Genomic DNA, 13,306 nt, shown 5'->3' on the forward strand with positions numbered 1-13,306 from the left:
GCGCTCAGCACTTGCAGGTCTGCTTCACGCCCACCACGGCTCAGGGATGCTTGCGGCCCAATCCCGCCGGCACGCCGGTGGTGTCGGTGGCTTCCCAAGGGCCTTTGGGGCTGGTGGCCCAGCTCCAGCCATCATTCCACCGGTAGTAAGTGCGCTGCCGATAGTAGGTGTCGGGTTGATCTTCGAGCACGTAGACGCCCAGGCTCGGGTCCCAGTGACTGGCGCCACCGGGCGGTGGGGCAAAGCTGGCCGAAGTCCGTGGCAAGGGCTTGGGTGCTGACGGGGTCGGGGTCGGCGTCGGTGATGTGCTGGGTCCGGACGGTGGCAGGGTCTGCACCGGCGGCCGCGGCTCCGGTTCTGACGGGCGCTGCACCGCGCAGGCACTCATGCCCAGGGCCAGGCCGATCACGGCCATTCGAGCTAAACGGTTCATGGCATCTCTCTACAGGTCGGGACTGTCGATCATCAATTGCTGCACGGCGGCGCTGTCGCTGGCGATCGGCGCAGCTCGCGCCAGCCACTCACCTTGTGTGGGCTGGCCGGCCCTGGATATCCGGGCGATCAGTTGGACTTCGGGAAAGTTCGACAGTTTCAGCTGCGGCATCATCGCGTCGCTGTCCGCCAACTCGACCTGCGCCGGCAGGTCGGCGACCGTCAGGCGCTTGACCGCCAGCGGCATCGGCGGCCCGGACACCGCGCGGGCAAAGACGAACACACTGTCACCGGGCTGCACCCTGGCGGCCAACGCGGGGGCCAGGGTGACCCGCACCTGCAACCCGGCGCGCGTTGGGTTTGTCTGGGGAGATAACGGTTTGCCGGCGGACATCAGTTGGCCACGAGCGCGCTCGATTCCGCCCTGCAACGCCGCGCGGGCTGGGTCTGTGTCCGGCAACGTGGCCAGCAGACGCTCCCAGTAGCCAATGGCCTGTTCGAAGCGCTGGCTCTCGAAGGCGGCAATGCCGAGCAAGCCCAGGCTGGTCGGCTCCTTCGGATCGCCCAGCAGCGCTTCGTCGGTCAACGCCTGGATGGGCTCGGACCACTGTCTGCCAGCGGCGAAATAAAGCGCCTGAGCCCACTGCCCCAATACCTCGGGCTGACGCCCGGTCAAAGACGCCGCACGCTCGAACAGCGCGGCTGCTTGCGCCGGGCGGTTCTGCGCCATATAGGTTCGGCCCAGGATATAGATACCTTCGACGGCCTCTGGCTGCATCTGCACCGCCCGTTCCAGGCGCGCGGTCATCTGGGCCATGGACGTGGGCGGCACGGCGAACTCGCGGCTCAACTCAACCTGGTCGCTGGCGCCATAATGCAGGTAGAGCGCCAGCCCCACGACCGGCACCAGCAGCGCCGCGGCCAGCGGTACCGCGCGGCCCAGGCGTATATCCGATGCCGTTTGGCTGCCGTCGGTATCGGCGAGCAGTTCACGGGCCGCTTCGGCCTGACCGCTTTCCAGCTGCGCGGAGGTCAGCACACCCGCCCTTTGCTGGGTGTTCAGTTCGGCCAGGCGCTCCTGGTACAGCGCCACGTTGAGTGCGGTGCGATCCTGTTCTGGCTGCTCGCGACGAGCACGCAGCAACGGCACCAGCACGAAGCTCTGCGCGATCAGCAGCAACAGCCCGGCAGCGAGCCAGAGATCAATCATGGGCGGTCTTCATCCAGCGGTTTTTGGGCAAGCAGGTCAGCCAGGCGTGCCCGCTCGCTTGGGTCGAGATCGCGCGGACTGGTGGCCGGTTGCCGACGTCGGCGGCGCACCGTCACCGCAATCACCCCCACGCCGGCCACGAGCAAGGCCGCCGGGCCGAACCAGAGCAGCCCGGTACGCGCGGTCAGCGCCGGTCTGTAGCGGACAAATTCGCCATAGCGGTCGACCATGAACTCGATGATCTGCTCGTCGCTCTTGCCTTCGGTCAACAGCCGATGGATCTCCCGGCGCAGGTCGCCGGCAATGGGCGCATTGGAGTCGGCGATGTCCTGATTCTGACATTTCGGACAACGCAGTTGCTGAGTCAACTGGTGGAAGCGCTCGCGCAAATCGTCATTGGCGAACCGATAGGTGTCGATGGCGGCGTGCGCCGCTCCGGCCAGGCTCGACAGCAGCATGCAGGTCAACAGCCAGCGTTTCATGGTCATGGTCGGGCCTCGTCGAGCAGCGCCTGGTACAGCGGTGCCAGCTGCTCGCGCCATACGGTCTGGTCGATGACCCCTACCCACTTGTGGCGAATCACCCCGCGGGCATCGATGAGAAAGGTCTCCGGCGCGCCGTACACGCCCAGATCGAGGCCCAGGGTGCCGTCCTTGTCATTGATGTCCAGCGCGTAGGGGTTGTGATAGTCCGCCAACCATCGGCGCGCGGCTGCGTTGTCATCCTTGTAGTTGATGCCGTAGATCAGCACGCCCTGACGAGCCAGTGTGTTGAGCACGGGATGTTCGACGCGGCAGGCTACGCACCACGTCCCCCAGACATTGACCAGTGCGGGTTTGCCCAGCAGGTCGGCGCGGGTCAGCGTTCGTTCGCCCTGGGTATCGGCCAGGCTGAACGCAGGAAACGGCTTGTCGATCAGCGCCGACGGCAGCTGTGCCGGGTCAAGGTAGAGGCCGCGGTAAAGCAGCACTGCCACTATCAGGAATGCGCCCAAGGGCAGCGCTAGTAGCCACCGCTTCATACCGTGGCTCCCTGGCCAAGGACATCACTGACGCGCGCTTTGACCTTGAGCCGATAGCGCTTGTCCAGGGCGGCGAGCAATCCCCCCAGCCCCGTCAGCAGCCCGCCCAGCCAGATCCAGCGCACGAACGGCTTGACGTGGATGCGTACGGCCCACGCACCGTTTTCCAACGGCTCACCCAAAGCGACGTAGAGGTCGCGGGTAAAACCGGCGTCGATGCCAGCCTCGGTCATTACCGATTGCTGAACGGTGTACAAGCGCTTTTCGGGGTGCAGCAGGCTCACTTGTACACCCTTGCGCAGGACCTGGACGCTGCCACGCTGGGCGGTAAAATTCGGCCCGCGATGGGACTCGGCACCGTGGAAGATGAATTGATAGCCACCCAGCTCCACCGCATCGCCCGGCGCCATGCGCAGGTCGCGCTGGGTGCTGTCGTGGCTCGACAGCACCACGCCCAAGGCACACACGGCAATGCCCAGATGGGCCAGTTGCATGCCCCAGTAACTGCGCGGCAAGCCCGCGATTCCCCGGCGAAAGCCCGTGTGACGGGTCTTGTCGTGCAGGTCGCGGACACCGGCCAGCAGCACCCAGGCCGCCAGGGCGAAGACAGTCAGTACCGGCCAGGCGAAATCACCCAGGCACCACGCGGCCAGCGGCGCCAGCACGGCACTGCCGATCAGTACTGGTACCAGCATGCCGCGCAGCCAGGCCGTGGGTGTGTGTTTCCAGCGCACCAGCACACCGACCGCCATGGTCAGCATCAGCAGCGCCATCAAGGGCACGAACAGCGCATTGAAATACGGCGGCCCCACCGACAGCTTGGCGCCGGTCAGGGCATCCAGGGCCAAGGGATACAACGTGCCCAGCAGAATCATGGAAGCGGCCACCAGCAGAATCAGGTTGTTGCCCAGCAGCAGGGTTTCGCGCGACCACAGGCCGAAGCCCACGTGACTCTTGACCACCGGCGCGCGCAGCGCGAACAGGGTCAGCGAACCACCCACCACGAACAGCAGGAAGATCAGGATGAACACCCCGCGCGTCGGGTCGGACGCGAACGCGTGCACCGAAGTCAGCACACCCGAACGCACCAGGAACGTTCCCAGCAAGCTCAGGGAAAACGCGGCAATGGCCAGCAAAACCGTCCAGCTCTTGAATACGCCGCGCTTCTCGGTGACGGCCAGCGAATGAATCAGCGCGGTGCCCACCAGCCAGGGCATGAACGAGGCGTTCTCCACCGGGTCCCAGAACCACCAGCCGCCCCAGCCCAGTTCGTAGTACGCCCACCATGAGCCCAAGGTGATACCGATACCCAGAAAGCTCCACGCCACCATCGTCCAGGGGCGTGACCAGCGTGCCCAGGCCGCGTCCAGCTTGCCGCCCAGCAGCGCGGCAATGGCGAACGCGAAGGCCACCGAAAAACCGACGTAACCCATGTACAGCATGGGCGGGTGGACGATCAGGCCGATGTCCTGCAACAAGGGGTTGAGGTCGCGCCCATTGGCTGGAATCTGCGGCAGCACCCGAGCAAAGGGATTGGACGTCAGAATCAGGAACAGCAGGAAGCCAACGCTGATCATGCCCATCACCGCCAGTACTCGCGCCAGCATGACCTGTGGCAACTGCCGCGAGCCAATCGACACGGCGAAGGTCCAGCCGCCCAGGATCAGCGCCCACAACAGCAACGAGCCTTCGTGGGCGCCCCACACCGCGCTGAATTTGTAGTACCAGGGCAAGGCGCTGTTGGAGTTTTCGGCCACGTAGCGCACGGAAAAGTCGTCGTTCAGGAAGCTTGCCGCCAGGCAGGCGAACGCCAGGGTCAAGAAGGTGAACTGACCCCATGCAGCCGGCCGCGCCAGCCCCATCCACAGCCGGTCGCCGCGCCATGCCCCCAGCAACGGCACGCTGGCCTGCACCAGGGCCAGACACAGCGCCAGAATCATCGACAATTGGCCCAGCTCGGGCACCAGCAGCGCACCGATCATGGCGAAGCTTCCATTCGGCCAGAGTCTTTCAAGGCTTTGGTGACCTCCGGCGGCATGTATTTTTCGTCGTGCTTGGCCAGCACCTCGTCCGCTTGCACCACGCCGGCAGCGTTCAGGGTGCCGAGGGCAACGATGCCCTGCCCTTCGCGAAACAGGTCGGGGAGGATCCCACGGTAGGTGATGGTGACGCTGCGCTGGAAGTCGGTGACCACGAAGCGTACATCCAGCGAGTCGCCGGAACGCTGCAGCGAGCCTCGTTCGACCATGCCGCCGGCGCGAATGCGCGTGCCCACCGGCGCCTCGCCATTGGCGATCTGCGTCGGCGTGTAGAACAGGTTGATGTTCTGTTGCAATGCACCCAAGGCCAGACCCACGGCAAGCGCGACACCTGCCACCAGGGCGAGGATGAGCGTCAGGCGCTTTCTGCGTTGCGGATTCACGGTCGCTCCTCCCGGCGCAGACGTCGCGCTTCCTGCTGCAGATGACGTCGCCAGGCCAAAAGCGGTCCGGCCACGTTGACGATCAGCACCACCAGGCACAGGCCATAGGCCGACCAGACGTAGACGCCGTGACGACCCATGCTGACGAACTCGCCGAACGAATCGAAGCTCATGGCCCGGCCCTCGTTTTCGAGGCGCCGGCCAGGTATTCCCGAACCCAGCGGCTGCGCACTTCGCGCCTGAGCACTTCCAGGCGCATGCGCAACAACAGCACAGCGCCGAAGAAACAGTAGAAGCCGAGCACCGTGAGCAGCAGCGGCAACCACATCTGCGCAGGCATCGCCGGTTTTTCGGTCAGGCTGAACGTGGCGCCCTGGTGCAAAGTGTTCCACCACTGTACTGAATACTTGATGATCGGAATATTGACCACGCCAACGATGGCCAGTACCGCACACGCCTTGGCCGCGTTCTCGCGGTTGCCGATGGCCTGCCCAAGGGCGATGAGCCCCAGGTAGAGAAACAGCAGGATGAGCATCGAGGTCAGGCGCGCATCCCAGACCCACCAACTGCCCCAGGTCGGTTTGCCCCAGATGGCGCCCGTGGCCAACGCCAACACGGTCATCCAGGCGCCCACCGGTGCGGCACATTGCAGCGCGATGTCGGCGATCTTCATCTTCCACACCAGCCCGACCACGCCGGCCAGGGCCATCATCACGTAGCAGGACTGGGCAAGCATGGCCGCAGGCACGTGGATGTAGATGATGCGAAAACTGTTGCCCTGCTGGTAATCCGGCGGCGCGAACGCCAGCCCCCAGACCACGCCCGCGCCGACCAGCAAAGCCGCCGCCACGCTCAGCCATGGCAGCAGGCGTCCGCTCAAGGCGTGGAACGCCTTGGGCGAGCCGAGCCTGTGAAACCATGTCCAGTTCATCAGCTTGTTCTTCATGACCACGTATCCAAAAGCATGGGCCAGGCGCACACGCCACCTCGTCCGTTCATTCGCCGACACTGATTTTCAGTCCGGCCGCGATCGCGAAAGGCGCCAAGGTCACCGACAGCGCTGTCAGGCTGCCCAGCCACAACAAGTAACCCATGGCTGGCAGCTGCTGCAAGGACGCCTGCAGGGCGCCACTGCCCAGAATCAGCACCGGGATGTACAACGGCAGCGTCAGCAGCGCCAACAGCAGGCCGCCGCGCTTGAGTCCGACCGTCAAGGCTGCACCCACCGCGCCGAGCAGGCTGAGGACCGGCGTGCCAAGCAGCAACGACAGCAACAGCACTGGCAGGCAGCGCTCGGGCAACCCGAGCATCAGCGCCAGCAGCGGTGAAACCAGCACCAGCGCCAGCCCGGAAAACAGCCAGTGCGCCAGCACCTTGGCCAGCACCAGCACGGGCAGTGGATGCTCGGACAATATCCATTGTTCCAGCGAACCGTCTTCCAGATCGCTGCGAAACAGGCCGTCGATGGACAGCAGCACGGCCAGCAGGGCCGCTACCCATACCAGGCCGGGGGAAAGGCCTTGCAGCACCTGCATCTGCGGACCCACGGCAAGTGGAAACAGCGCGATGACGATGGCGAAAAACACCAGCGGGTTGCCCAGCTCGGCGGGGCGTCGACACAGCAGGCGCGCCTCGCGCTTGAGCAACAGGACGAAGACGCTCATGCCGCCTGTGCGTCCAGTTCCAGCTGCCGGTAACTGCCGGGGGTCTGCGCCAGCAGATGGTGGGTGGTCAGCACGACCATGCCGCCTTGCTCGCAGTGCCCAACCAGGTGCCGTTCCAATTGCTCCACCGCCTGTGCATCGAGGGCGCTGAAAGGTTCGTCGAGAATCCATAACGGCGGGCCGGGCAGATGCAGGCGAGCAAGCGCCACGCGGCGCCGCTGGCCGGCCGAAAGCCGGTGACACGGCACGTCTTCGAAACCGCGCAGGCCGATGGCCGCCAACGCCGCCCAGATGCGCTCGCGGCTCGCCGGGGTGTGCAGCGCGCAGAGCCAGGCCAGGTTTTCCTCGGCGCTGAGCGCCTCCTTGATGCCGGGCGCGTGGCCGATCCATACCAGCGGGCAGGCTCGCTCGCCCCGGTGTTCGGCATGCGCCTGCGCCGTCAGGGCGACCTGCCCTTCGGCGGGCTGCATCAGCCCGGCCAGCAGCCGCAGCAGGCTGGTCTTGCCACAGCCGTTGGGTCCGCACACCTGAAGCATGTCGCCCGCTGCCACCTGGAGCTGCAGACGCTCGAACAGCAGCCGCCCATCGCGCTCGCAGGATAAATCGGTGGCTTGCAGGTATGGGGTCAAGAGTCGGCCTTGTGAAATCGGGTCGCACGTCACGGCATCGAGCCGCGTTCAAGTTCCGCAGGGCATGGCCGCTATACTTCCATGGCGCTGTATAGCAGAGCCGGCCGCAGTGGCCGCGCATTATACATGCGCAGCTCACGCCCAAGGGCGCAACCGACACAGGTTTCATCCATGCCTGACCTGATCAGCAATCTAGCCGCGCTGCCGTCCGCCAGCGGAGCGGCGCGCGCCAGTGCCTCGAATACCGAGATGGTGAAGATCACCCAGCCACTGGACAACCTGCTGGCCCTGGGTGAGACGGTCGACGCCGAGGTGGTGTCGGTCAAGGCCGGCGCTCAGGATTTTCAATTGCTGTTGCGCCTGAGCCTGGCCGGGGGCGGCGTGGCGACGATCACCGCCAGCAGCCTGCAACCATTACCCCAGGGCACTGCATTGCTGGTGTCGCACCTGGCCGGTGGCGCGGCCCTGGTCGCCACCCAGGAGCGCGGCAACGGCGCACCGTTGACCCTGACCCGCATCGACACCCAGGCATTGCCGGTGGGCACGCTGTTGCAGGGCAAGGTCAGCAGCAGCCAGATGCTGCCGCAGATCGCCGGGCAGCCAGCGGTGTATCGGGCCATGGTGACCCTGCTCAACACCGCTCAGGCAGGCAACATCCTGGCCATCGAGAGCCCTCAGCCGCTGCGCCTGGGCAGTCTGCTCAGCGCTCAGGTGATGAGTGACCGCAGCCTGAACTTCGTGCCCTTGAGCGGGCGCATGGACCAGTTGGCAGTGGCCCAGCAACTGGGCGCGCAGCAAGCCCGGCAAGGTTCTTTGGATAGCCTGCTGAACGCCGTGCAGACCCTGCGCCAGAACCCGGAACTTGCGCCGCCGACGCGAGCCGGCCTGGAACGCCTGTTGGCCAGCCTGCCGGACGTGCAGCAAATGGCCGACCCGAAAGCCGTCGCCCAGGCGGTGGTCGCCAGCGGCGCATTTCTGGAAGCCAATCTGCTCAACGGTCAACCGGCACCCGATCTCAAGTCGGCGCTGCTGCGCCTGATGGCGCAGATCGCGCCTGCGGCGTTGCCCGGTCCGGCGGCGCAACCGGCCGTAGCGGCCAATGTGCTCGCTCAGGTGCTGCCGGGGCGGGTGCGCAATGCCCTGAATGCCTGGGGACAGGTCAGTGAAAAAACCGTGCCGGTAAGCTTTCCCCTGCCCGCCCGCACTGCGCAGAAAAGCGAGGGCGAAGACGACCTCGAACACCTGCTGCGCCTGGCCGGTGCGGCCGTGGCGCGTCTGCAGAGCCATCAGCTCGCGGGACTGGAACAGACCGGGCGCACCCCCGATGGCGCCACGCAGACCACCTGGCAACTGGAGATTCCCATGCGCCACCTGCACGATTTCGTCCCGCTGCAGGTCAAGGTGCAACGCGAAGACCCGCCACCGGACCAGCAGCCCCATGACAAGAGCGATCCCAGACCGGCCCAGGAAAAGATCTGGCGCCTGGACCTGGCCTTCGATCTGGATGCACTGGGCCCGCTGCAGGTGCAGGCGCAACTGGCTCACGGTAGCCTCTCCAGCCAGTTGTGGGCACAACGGCCTGCCACCGCCCTGCTCATCGAGAACCAGTTGGACAATCTGCGGCAGCGCCTGCAGGCCAGCGGTTTGAACGTGGCCGATCTGCAGTGCCATCAAGGCACCGCCCCCCAAGGCGCCCGTACGCGCCTGGAACAACGCTGGGTGGATGAAACCGCATGAACGAACGAGCCCCGCGCCAAGCCATCGCCCTACGCTACGACGGCCAGAAGGCACCCACACTCACCGCCAAGGGCGACGATGAACTGGCCGAAGCGATCCTGGCCATGGCCCGCGAATACGAAGTACCGGTGTACGAAAACGCCGAGCTGGTGAAGATGCTGGCACGCATGGAACTGGGCGACAGCATTCCCCACGAGTTGTACCTGACTATCGCAGAGATCATCGCCTTTGCCTGGCACCTGCAAGGCAAGACCCCTTCCGGCTTCGAACTGGCGCCCGCGCCGAGCGAGCGCGACATCACCCCCAAGGCTCCGTAGCGTCTGGGCCACAAGGCTTTTCACCACCCTCGGAGCGCGCCTGCGGCAGCCGCCTCGATAGCCCGTCCAGAGTCGGTTTGCTACCGGCACCGACGGCGGGCGCCCTACATAGTTACCACGTCCACCGACTGCCCCGAACGAATCATGGCCTGGCACGACTTTCCGTGCTCATAAAGGAATACCGCCATGACTTCCCGATTCATCAGCGCGCAGGGTGTTCAAACCGTCCGCGACTCGCTCAAGCATTATCCCAGACCCGACCGCGCCGCTGCCGAGGCAGTGCGCAAGTGGGCCTCGAAACAAGGCCTGGAGCTGAACCCGGACAAGGTCGATGCCGTCACGCTGCACTATCAATTCAAGGGCCAGCGCTGTATCGCCAAGGTCGTGCGCAAGCTGACCATGACCCAGGCGCTGCTGTCGAACTGGCAGGGCGAATCGAACAACGATCTGATCGGCGCCGCCCTGCATGCCGCCTGGGCCGGCACGCCACCGCCCTACCCGATCACTCTGGTCGACCATCTGGATGAAAAGGGTCTGTTCGACTACGGCAGTGAGTACGTGGTGTACAACGGCTTGTACCGGCAGACATCACCGGCGAACTATGACGCCGCGAATCACGTGCGCATTCCTGCCGAGAAATTTCAGCGCTTCATCTGGCAGCTGGATTTCCAGACGCCGTACAAGCGCATGCTCAAGGCGTACTGGACAGACGGTTTGCAGGCCTACCGCGATGCCGCGAAGGTCAACTTCATTGCGGCCTGCAACAGGCAGATCAGCAACGCCAGCCTCAGTGATGCCGGGCGCGTGCTGGCCTGGCAGGTCGCCGGCCTGCAACCGCGGCCGCATGCGGTGCACGTCGCCTGCCTGAATATCTACGGATATGCGGCCACCAACCTGCTGTGCCTGAAGAACACTGCCACTGGGCTGACCCTGCTGTACATCCCCGGCAACAGCTTGCCATTCCACGAGTTCGCCGACGAATCGTCGATGAAGCTGTGGGTGGCCGAGCAATGCAAGCACCCACACACGCGTCAGGCGCTGGAAGAGCATTTCCCGCCTGGTGACGAGGCCGACACGCTCGGGTTCAGTGGCCTCGAGACCGCACTGACGGGGCTGGGGTTGTACCCGGCCTATCACCATTTCGATCCCGACAGGCATCCAGGTTTCGCCACCAGCGGTCTGTGGGTGCCCCACGACACCGTCAACTACCGGACCAGCAAATACAGCCCGCCCATCGCCGGCGACCTGTTCATGGCCATGGCCCACAACCAGAAGAAACGCAGCGAACAGGATGCCGAGTTCATCATCAACACCGACCATTCGGTGACCAAGGAAAAATGGCGCGGCTACTTCACCTCCGCCATCAATACCCTGGCACCCATTGCGATGGTTGTCCCTGAACTGGCCCCGATCTTTGCCCTGGGCGGCATCGTTCAACTGGGACTGGGCCTGGATCGGGCGATCAACGGTAGAAACCTGGAGCAGCGCGCCGCTGGCGTTGACGATGCGATCTGGGGAGTGCTCAACGCGACGCCGCTGCTGCACGTGCAGATTCCGCAGACGCCGGCGGTCTGGCGCTTCAAGCGGCCGGAGTTCGTCATTCCAGCACGCATCAACGGCCAGATCGGCTATCCCTTGAGTCCGATCCACGCGCCGCACCTTCCCACCCTGGAGCCGGTTCTGGAAACTGCCTTCAGCCTGCCAGAATCCATGCGGCCTGTGGCCGGTGCCAACCCGGAGATTGCCGACGCCGTCATTCGTGTGCCCAGTTACAGCGGCAAGCGTGACCTTCTGGAATGTGAGATCGATGGATACGTCACGCATGTTCACTACGATATAGAGCACGACGCGTTCGTGCAGAGCACAGATCTCAATGAGCTCGATCCGCCCTACTTCGTCGCGCCCAAACCTGGCCAGCGCTCGCTTTCACGGCTGCAGGACGTCGAGCGTGTCGTTACCGACGCCCAGCGCGCGCACACCTTGCAGGCCCTGGGGGTCGATCTGATACTGCCGCTGAGCCTTGGCGAACTGCGCCCGCCAGTGATGAAATCCATTCCCAAAAAAATCTCCTGCCTGTGGGTCGGCGACAAGATCATCAACGCTGGGCTGCTGGAGACGTAGGCCGCAATGCCGCCTTGCTGCGTGACAGCGATTACGAATATCGGCTGTTTTTGTCCACGGCGTCGCCGCAGGTCTACGCACGCAATGTCGAGTTGCTGGCCGAGCACGCACCGTCGCTGCAGGTCATCGCCCTCGAACCTCATCCGCTGTACAGGGAATTCGAGCGCAGCCGCTACTTCCGGCAATACCAGGCCGCCATCGACGGTAACGGCGGCATCGCCACCAACTACGCTTCGGCATCCGACGTGCTGCGCTACCGAGTGCTCAAAAGCGAAGGCGGACTGTACATGGACCTGGACGACAGCATTCTGGCACCCGGAGAGAAAAACCCGCTGGGGCACGTGGCCGAACCCATCGATGGCGTGCCGCTGCGCACCTCGAACAGAGGCCTTATCCTTTCAGTACCCCTGTCGAACGAGACCCTGGGCATGAACATCCAGTATGGCAACAGCATGATCGGTAGCCACCCTGGCAATCCGACCCTAGATGCGATATCCGAGACGATGCTGGAACGCTTCGAAGCGCAACCGGACTTCTATCACAGCCGCCCGAATGCCGTGACCGACCCTGCAGGCTTCCAGCGCTACGCCATTGCCTTGAATCACATCAGCGGGCCTGGCGCCCTCAACGACACCATCAACCAACGGTTGCTGGAACTGGCGCAGTACCGCGAGGTGTGGAATTTGTCGGCACTGCCGATGCGTGACAACGCCGGCGTGCTCGACTGGTCGGGGTTCAACGATGCGTATGAGGCGCTCACACCGCTCAATCGCTTCGCCAAAGCAGGCAGCAGCCTGAGTTGGGCGCATACCTGATCGATGCTGCTTGTCGATGTCGATGAGCAGACGGCCGCCGGATCAGCCGCGGTGCAGTTTGCTCATCAGCTCGGCCTCGGCTTGGGTCAGACCGCAGGCCTGGGTCAGCTCATCCACCGACGCACCCATGGCGACCAGTTTGCCCGCCTGGGCGAAAGACAGGCTGCCCGGATCGCGTTGCTCGAGCTGGGCCAGCTTTTCCGGCAATGGCCCGACCACCGCGCGCAACTCGTGCAGCGCTTCGCCCAGGCGCACGTTGAGATTCTGGTAGTCGTCCAGGCGCTTGGTCAGCTCGCGCAGCCGCTGGTCACGCAGCGCATCGCCCGCCGCCTGTTCAGCGGCCAGCAGGCGCTGGCTTTTCTGATAGGACAGGAACAGCGAAACCGTTCCAACCCACAGCACTGCCAGCAGGACTACCGCAACCTCGAAGATCAATCAGATATTCTCCAGCTCGGACCACTCTTCTTCGGACATCATCTTGTCCAGCTCGACCAGAATCAGCAACTCGCCATTCTTGTTGCACACGCCCTGGATGAACTTGGCCGACTCGTCGTTGCCGACGTTGGGCGCAGTTTCGACCTCGGACTGGCGCAAGTAGACGACCTCGGCCACGCTGTCGACCAGAATCCCTACCACTTGCTTGTCGGCCTCGATGATGACGATGCGCGTATTGTCGCTGACGTCGCTGGAATCCAGACCGAAGCGCTGACGTGTATCGATCACCGTGACCACGTTACCGCGCAGGTTGATGATACCCAGCACGTAGCTGGGCGCACCCGGCACCGGTGCGATCTCGGTGTAGCGCAACACTTCCTGCACCTGCATCACATTGATGCCGTAGGTTTCATTGTCCAGACGGAAGGTGACCCACTGCAGGATCGGATCTTCGGAACCTTGGGCGGACGACTTCTTCATGCTACTAACCCCTCAAATGCCAT

The 13,306-nt window shown here is 64.4% G+C and carries 16 protein-coding genes; 4 read left to right on the forward strand and 12 right to left on the reverse strand.

Features of this window, described 5'->3' with window-relative positions; translation table 11 throughout:
• Positions 1-40: 40 nt before the first annotated feature.
• From IFT57_RS18390 to ccmA, 10 genes are all read right to left on the reverse strand, one after another.
• Positions 41-433 carry a hypothetical protein gene (locus tag IFT57_RS18390; RefSeq protein WP_192152260.1) on the reverse strand — a complete coding sequence of 131 codons (393 nt, stop codon included), beginning with the start codon at positions 431-433 and terminating at the stop codon, positions 41-43.
• 9 nt (positions 434-442) lie between these two features.
• Positions 443-1,642 carry a c-type cytochrome biogenesis protein CcmI gene (gene ccmI, locus IFT57_RS18395; RefSeq protein ID WP_192152261.1) on the reverse strand — a complete coding sequence of 400 codons (1,200 nt, stop codon included), beginning with the start codon at positions 1,640-1,642 and terminating at the stop codon, positions 443-445.
• Positions 1,639-2,124 carry a cytochrome c-type biogenesis protein gene (locus IFT57_RS18400; RefSeq protein WP_192152412.1) on the reverse strand — a complete coding sequence of 162 codons (486 nt, stop codon included), beginning with the start codon at positions 2,122-2,124 and terminating at the stop codon, positions 1,639-1,641. Before IFT57_RS18400 ends, ccmI begins: the two co-directional genes overlap by 4 nt.
• A 2-nt stretch (positions 2,125-2,126) precedes the next feature.
• Positions 2,127-2,663, reverse strand: coding sequence for a DsbE family thiol:disulfide interchange protein (locus tag IFT57_RS18405; protein ID WP_192152262.1), 537 nt, complete (start codon positions 2,661-2,663; stop codon positions 2,127-2,129).
• Positions 2,660-4,630 carry a heme lyase CcmF/NrfE family subunit gene (locus tag IFT57_RS18410; protein WP_192152413.1) on the reverse strand — a complete coding sequence of 657 codons (1,971 nt, stop codon included), beginning with the start codon at positions 4,628-4,630 and terminating at the stop codon, positions 2,660-2,662. The genes IFT57_RS18405 and IFT57_RS18410 overlap by 4 nt, the downstream gene beginning before the upstream one ends.
• An 11-nt stretch (positions 4,631-4,641) precedes the next feature.
• The gene (ccmE, locus tag IFT57_RS18415) at positions 4,642-5,085 is read right to left on the reverse strand and encodes a cytochrome c maturation protein CcmE (RefSeq protein WP_122713679.1); all 444 of its coding nucleotides are present in this window, start codon (positions 5,083-5,085) and stop codon (positions 4,642-4,644) included.
• A complete protein-coding gene (gene ccmD / locus IFT57_RS18420; RefSeq protein WP_192152263.1) occupies positions 5,082-5,258 on the reverse strand; it encodes a heme exporter protein CcmD in 177 nt (58 codons plus the stop codon). The genes ccmE and ccmD overlap by 4 nt, the downstream gene beginning before the upstream one ends.
• A complete protein-coding gene (locus IFT57_RS18425; protein WP_192152414.1) occupies positions 5,255-6,019 on the reverse strand; it encodes a heme ABC transporter permease in 765 nt (254 codons plus the stop codon). The genes ccmD and IFT57_RS18425 overlap by 4 nt, the downstream gene beginning before the upstream one ends.
• 61 nt (positions 6,020-6,080) lie before the next feature.
• Positions 6,081-6,749, reverse strand: a complete 669-nt coding sequence (ccmB, locus tag IFT57_RS18430; RefSeq protein ID WP_192152264.1) for a heme exporter protein CcmB — start codon at positions 6,747-6,749, stop codon at positions 6,081-6,083.
• Positions 6,746-7,378, reverse strand: coding sequence for a cytochrome c biogenesis heme-transporting ATPase CcmA (gene ccmA, locus IFT57_RS18435; protein ID WP_192152265.1), 633 nt, complete (start codon positions 7,376-7,378; stop codon positions 6,746-6,748). The genes ccmB and ccmA overlap by 4 nt, the downstream gene beginning before the upstream one ends.
• A gap of 171 nt (positions 7,379-7,549) precedes the next feature.
• On the opposite strand from ccmA, the gene fliK reads away from it, so the two are divergent.
• The 4 genes from fliK (at position 7,550) to IFT57_RS27040 (ending at position 12,368) form a co-directional block, all read left to right on the forward strand.
• Entirely contained in the window at positions 7,550-9,115 is a 1,566-nt protein-coding gene (gene fliK, locus IFT57_RS18440) for a flagellar hook-length control protein FliK (RefSeq protein ID WP_192152266.1), read from the forward strand.
• Positions 9,112-9,432: an EscU/YscU/HrcU family type III secretion system export apparatus switch protein gene (locus tag IFT57_RS18445; RefSeq protein ID WP_122713684.1), complete on the forward strand. Its 321-nt coding sequence runs from the start codon at positions 9,112-9,114 to the stop codon at positions 9,430-9,432. The genes fliK and IFT57_RS18445 overlap by 4 nt, the downstream gene beginning before the upstream one ends.
• A 186-nt stretch (positions 9,433-9,618) precedes the next feature.
• Positions 9,619-11,553 (forward strand): dermonecrotic toxin domain-containing protein, encoded by a 1,935-nt coding sequence (locus IFT57_RS18450; RefSeq protein WP_244657377.1) that lies wholly within the window; start codon positions 9,619-9,621, stop codon positions 11,551-11,553.
• Between the two features lie 14 nt (positions 11,554-11,567).
• The gene (locus IFT57_RS27040) at positions 11,568-12,368 is read left to right on the forward strand and encodes a glycosyltransferase (protein WP_244657378.1); all 801 of its coding nucleotides are present in this window, start codon (positions 11,568-11,570) and stop codon (positions 12,366-12,368) included.
• Positions 12,369-12,410: 42 nt separating this feature from the next.
• Here IFT57_RS27040 and IFT57_RS18455 read toward each other — a convergent pair whose 3' ends face one another.
• Positions 12,411-12,803: a DUF2802 domain-containing protein gene (locus IFT57_RS18455; protein WP_049858773.1), complete on the reverse strand. Its 393-nt coding sequence runs from the start codon at positions 12,801-12,803 to the stop codon at positions 12,411-12,413.
• Complete coding sequence (locus IFT57_RS18460; RefSeq protein ID WP_043186096.1) at positions 12,804-13,283, reverse strand: chemotaxis protein CheW; 480 nt, start codon at positions 13,281-13,283, stop codon at positions 12,804-12,806.
• Positions 13,284-13,306: the final 23 nt, after the last annotated feature.

Origin of the sequence: Pseudomonas sp. CFBP 13719 (genome assembly GCF_014842095.1) — a bacterium.
Lineage (GTDB): Bacteria > Pseudomonadota > Gammaproteobacteria > Pseudomonadales > Pseudomonadaceae > Aquipseudomonas.

Bases quoted from the DNA above. Each gene is read 5' to 3' on its own strand.
- ccmB (WP_192152264.1), bottom strand. From the start codon at position 6,749: ATGAGCGTCTTCGTCCTGTTGCTCAAGCGCGAGGCGCGCCTGCTGTGT.
- ccmD (WP_192152263.1), bottom strand. From the start codon at position 5,258: ATGAGCTTCGATTCGTTCGGCGAGTTCGTCAGCATGGGTCGTCACGGC.
- IFT57_RS18400 (WP_192152412.1), bottom strand. From the start codon at position 2,124: ATGAAACGCTGGCTGTTGACCTGCATGCTGCTGTCGAGCCTGGCCGGA.
- IFT57_RS18450 (WP_244657377.1), top strand. From the start codon at position 9,619: ATGACTTCCCGATTCATCAGCGCGCAGGGTGTTCAAACCGTCCGCGAC.
- IFT57_RS18405 (WP_192152262.1), bottom strand. From the start codon at position 2,663: ATGAAGCGGTGGCTACTAGCGCTGCCCTTGGGCGCATTCCTGATAGTG.
- IFT57_RS18445 (WP_122713684.1), top strand. From the start codon at position 9,112: ATGAACGAACGAGCCCCGCGCCAAGCCATCGCCCTACGCTACGACGGC.
- fliK (WP_192152266.1), top strand. From the start codon at position 7,550: ATGCCTGACCTGATCAGCAATCTAGCCGCGCTGCCGTCCGCCAGCGGA.
- IFT57_RS18460 (WP_043186096.1), bottom strand. From the start codon at position 13,283: ATGAAGAAGTCGTCCGCCCAAGGTTCCGAAGATCCGATCCTGCAGTGG.
- IFT57_RS18390 (WP_192152260.1), bottom strand. From the start codon at position 433: ATGAACCGTTTAGCTCGAATGGCCGTGATCGGCCTGGCCCTGGGCATG.
- ccmI (WP_192152261.1), bottom strand. From the start codon at position 1,642: ATGATTGATCTCTGGCTCGCTGCCGGGCTGTTGCTGCTGATCGCGCAG.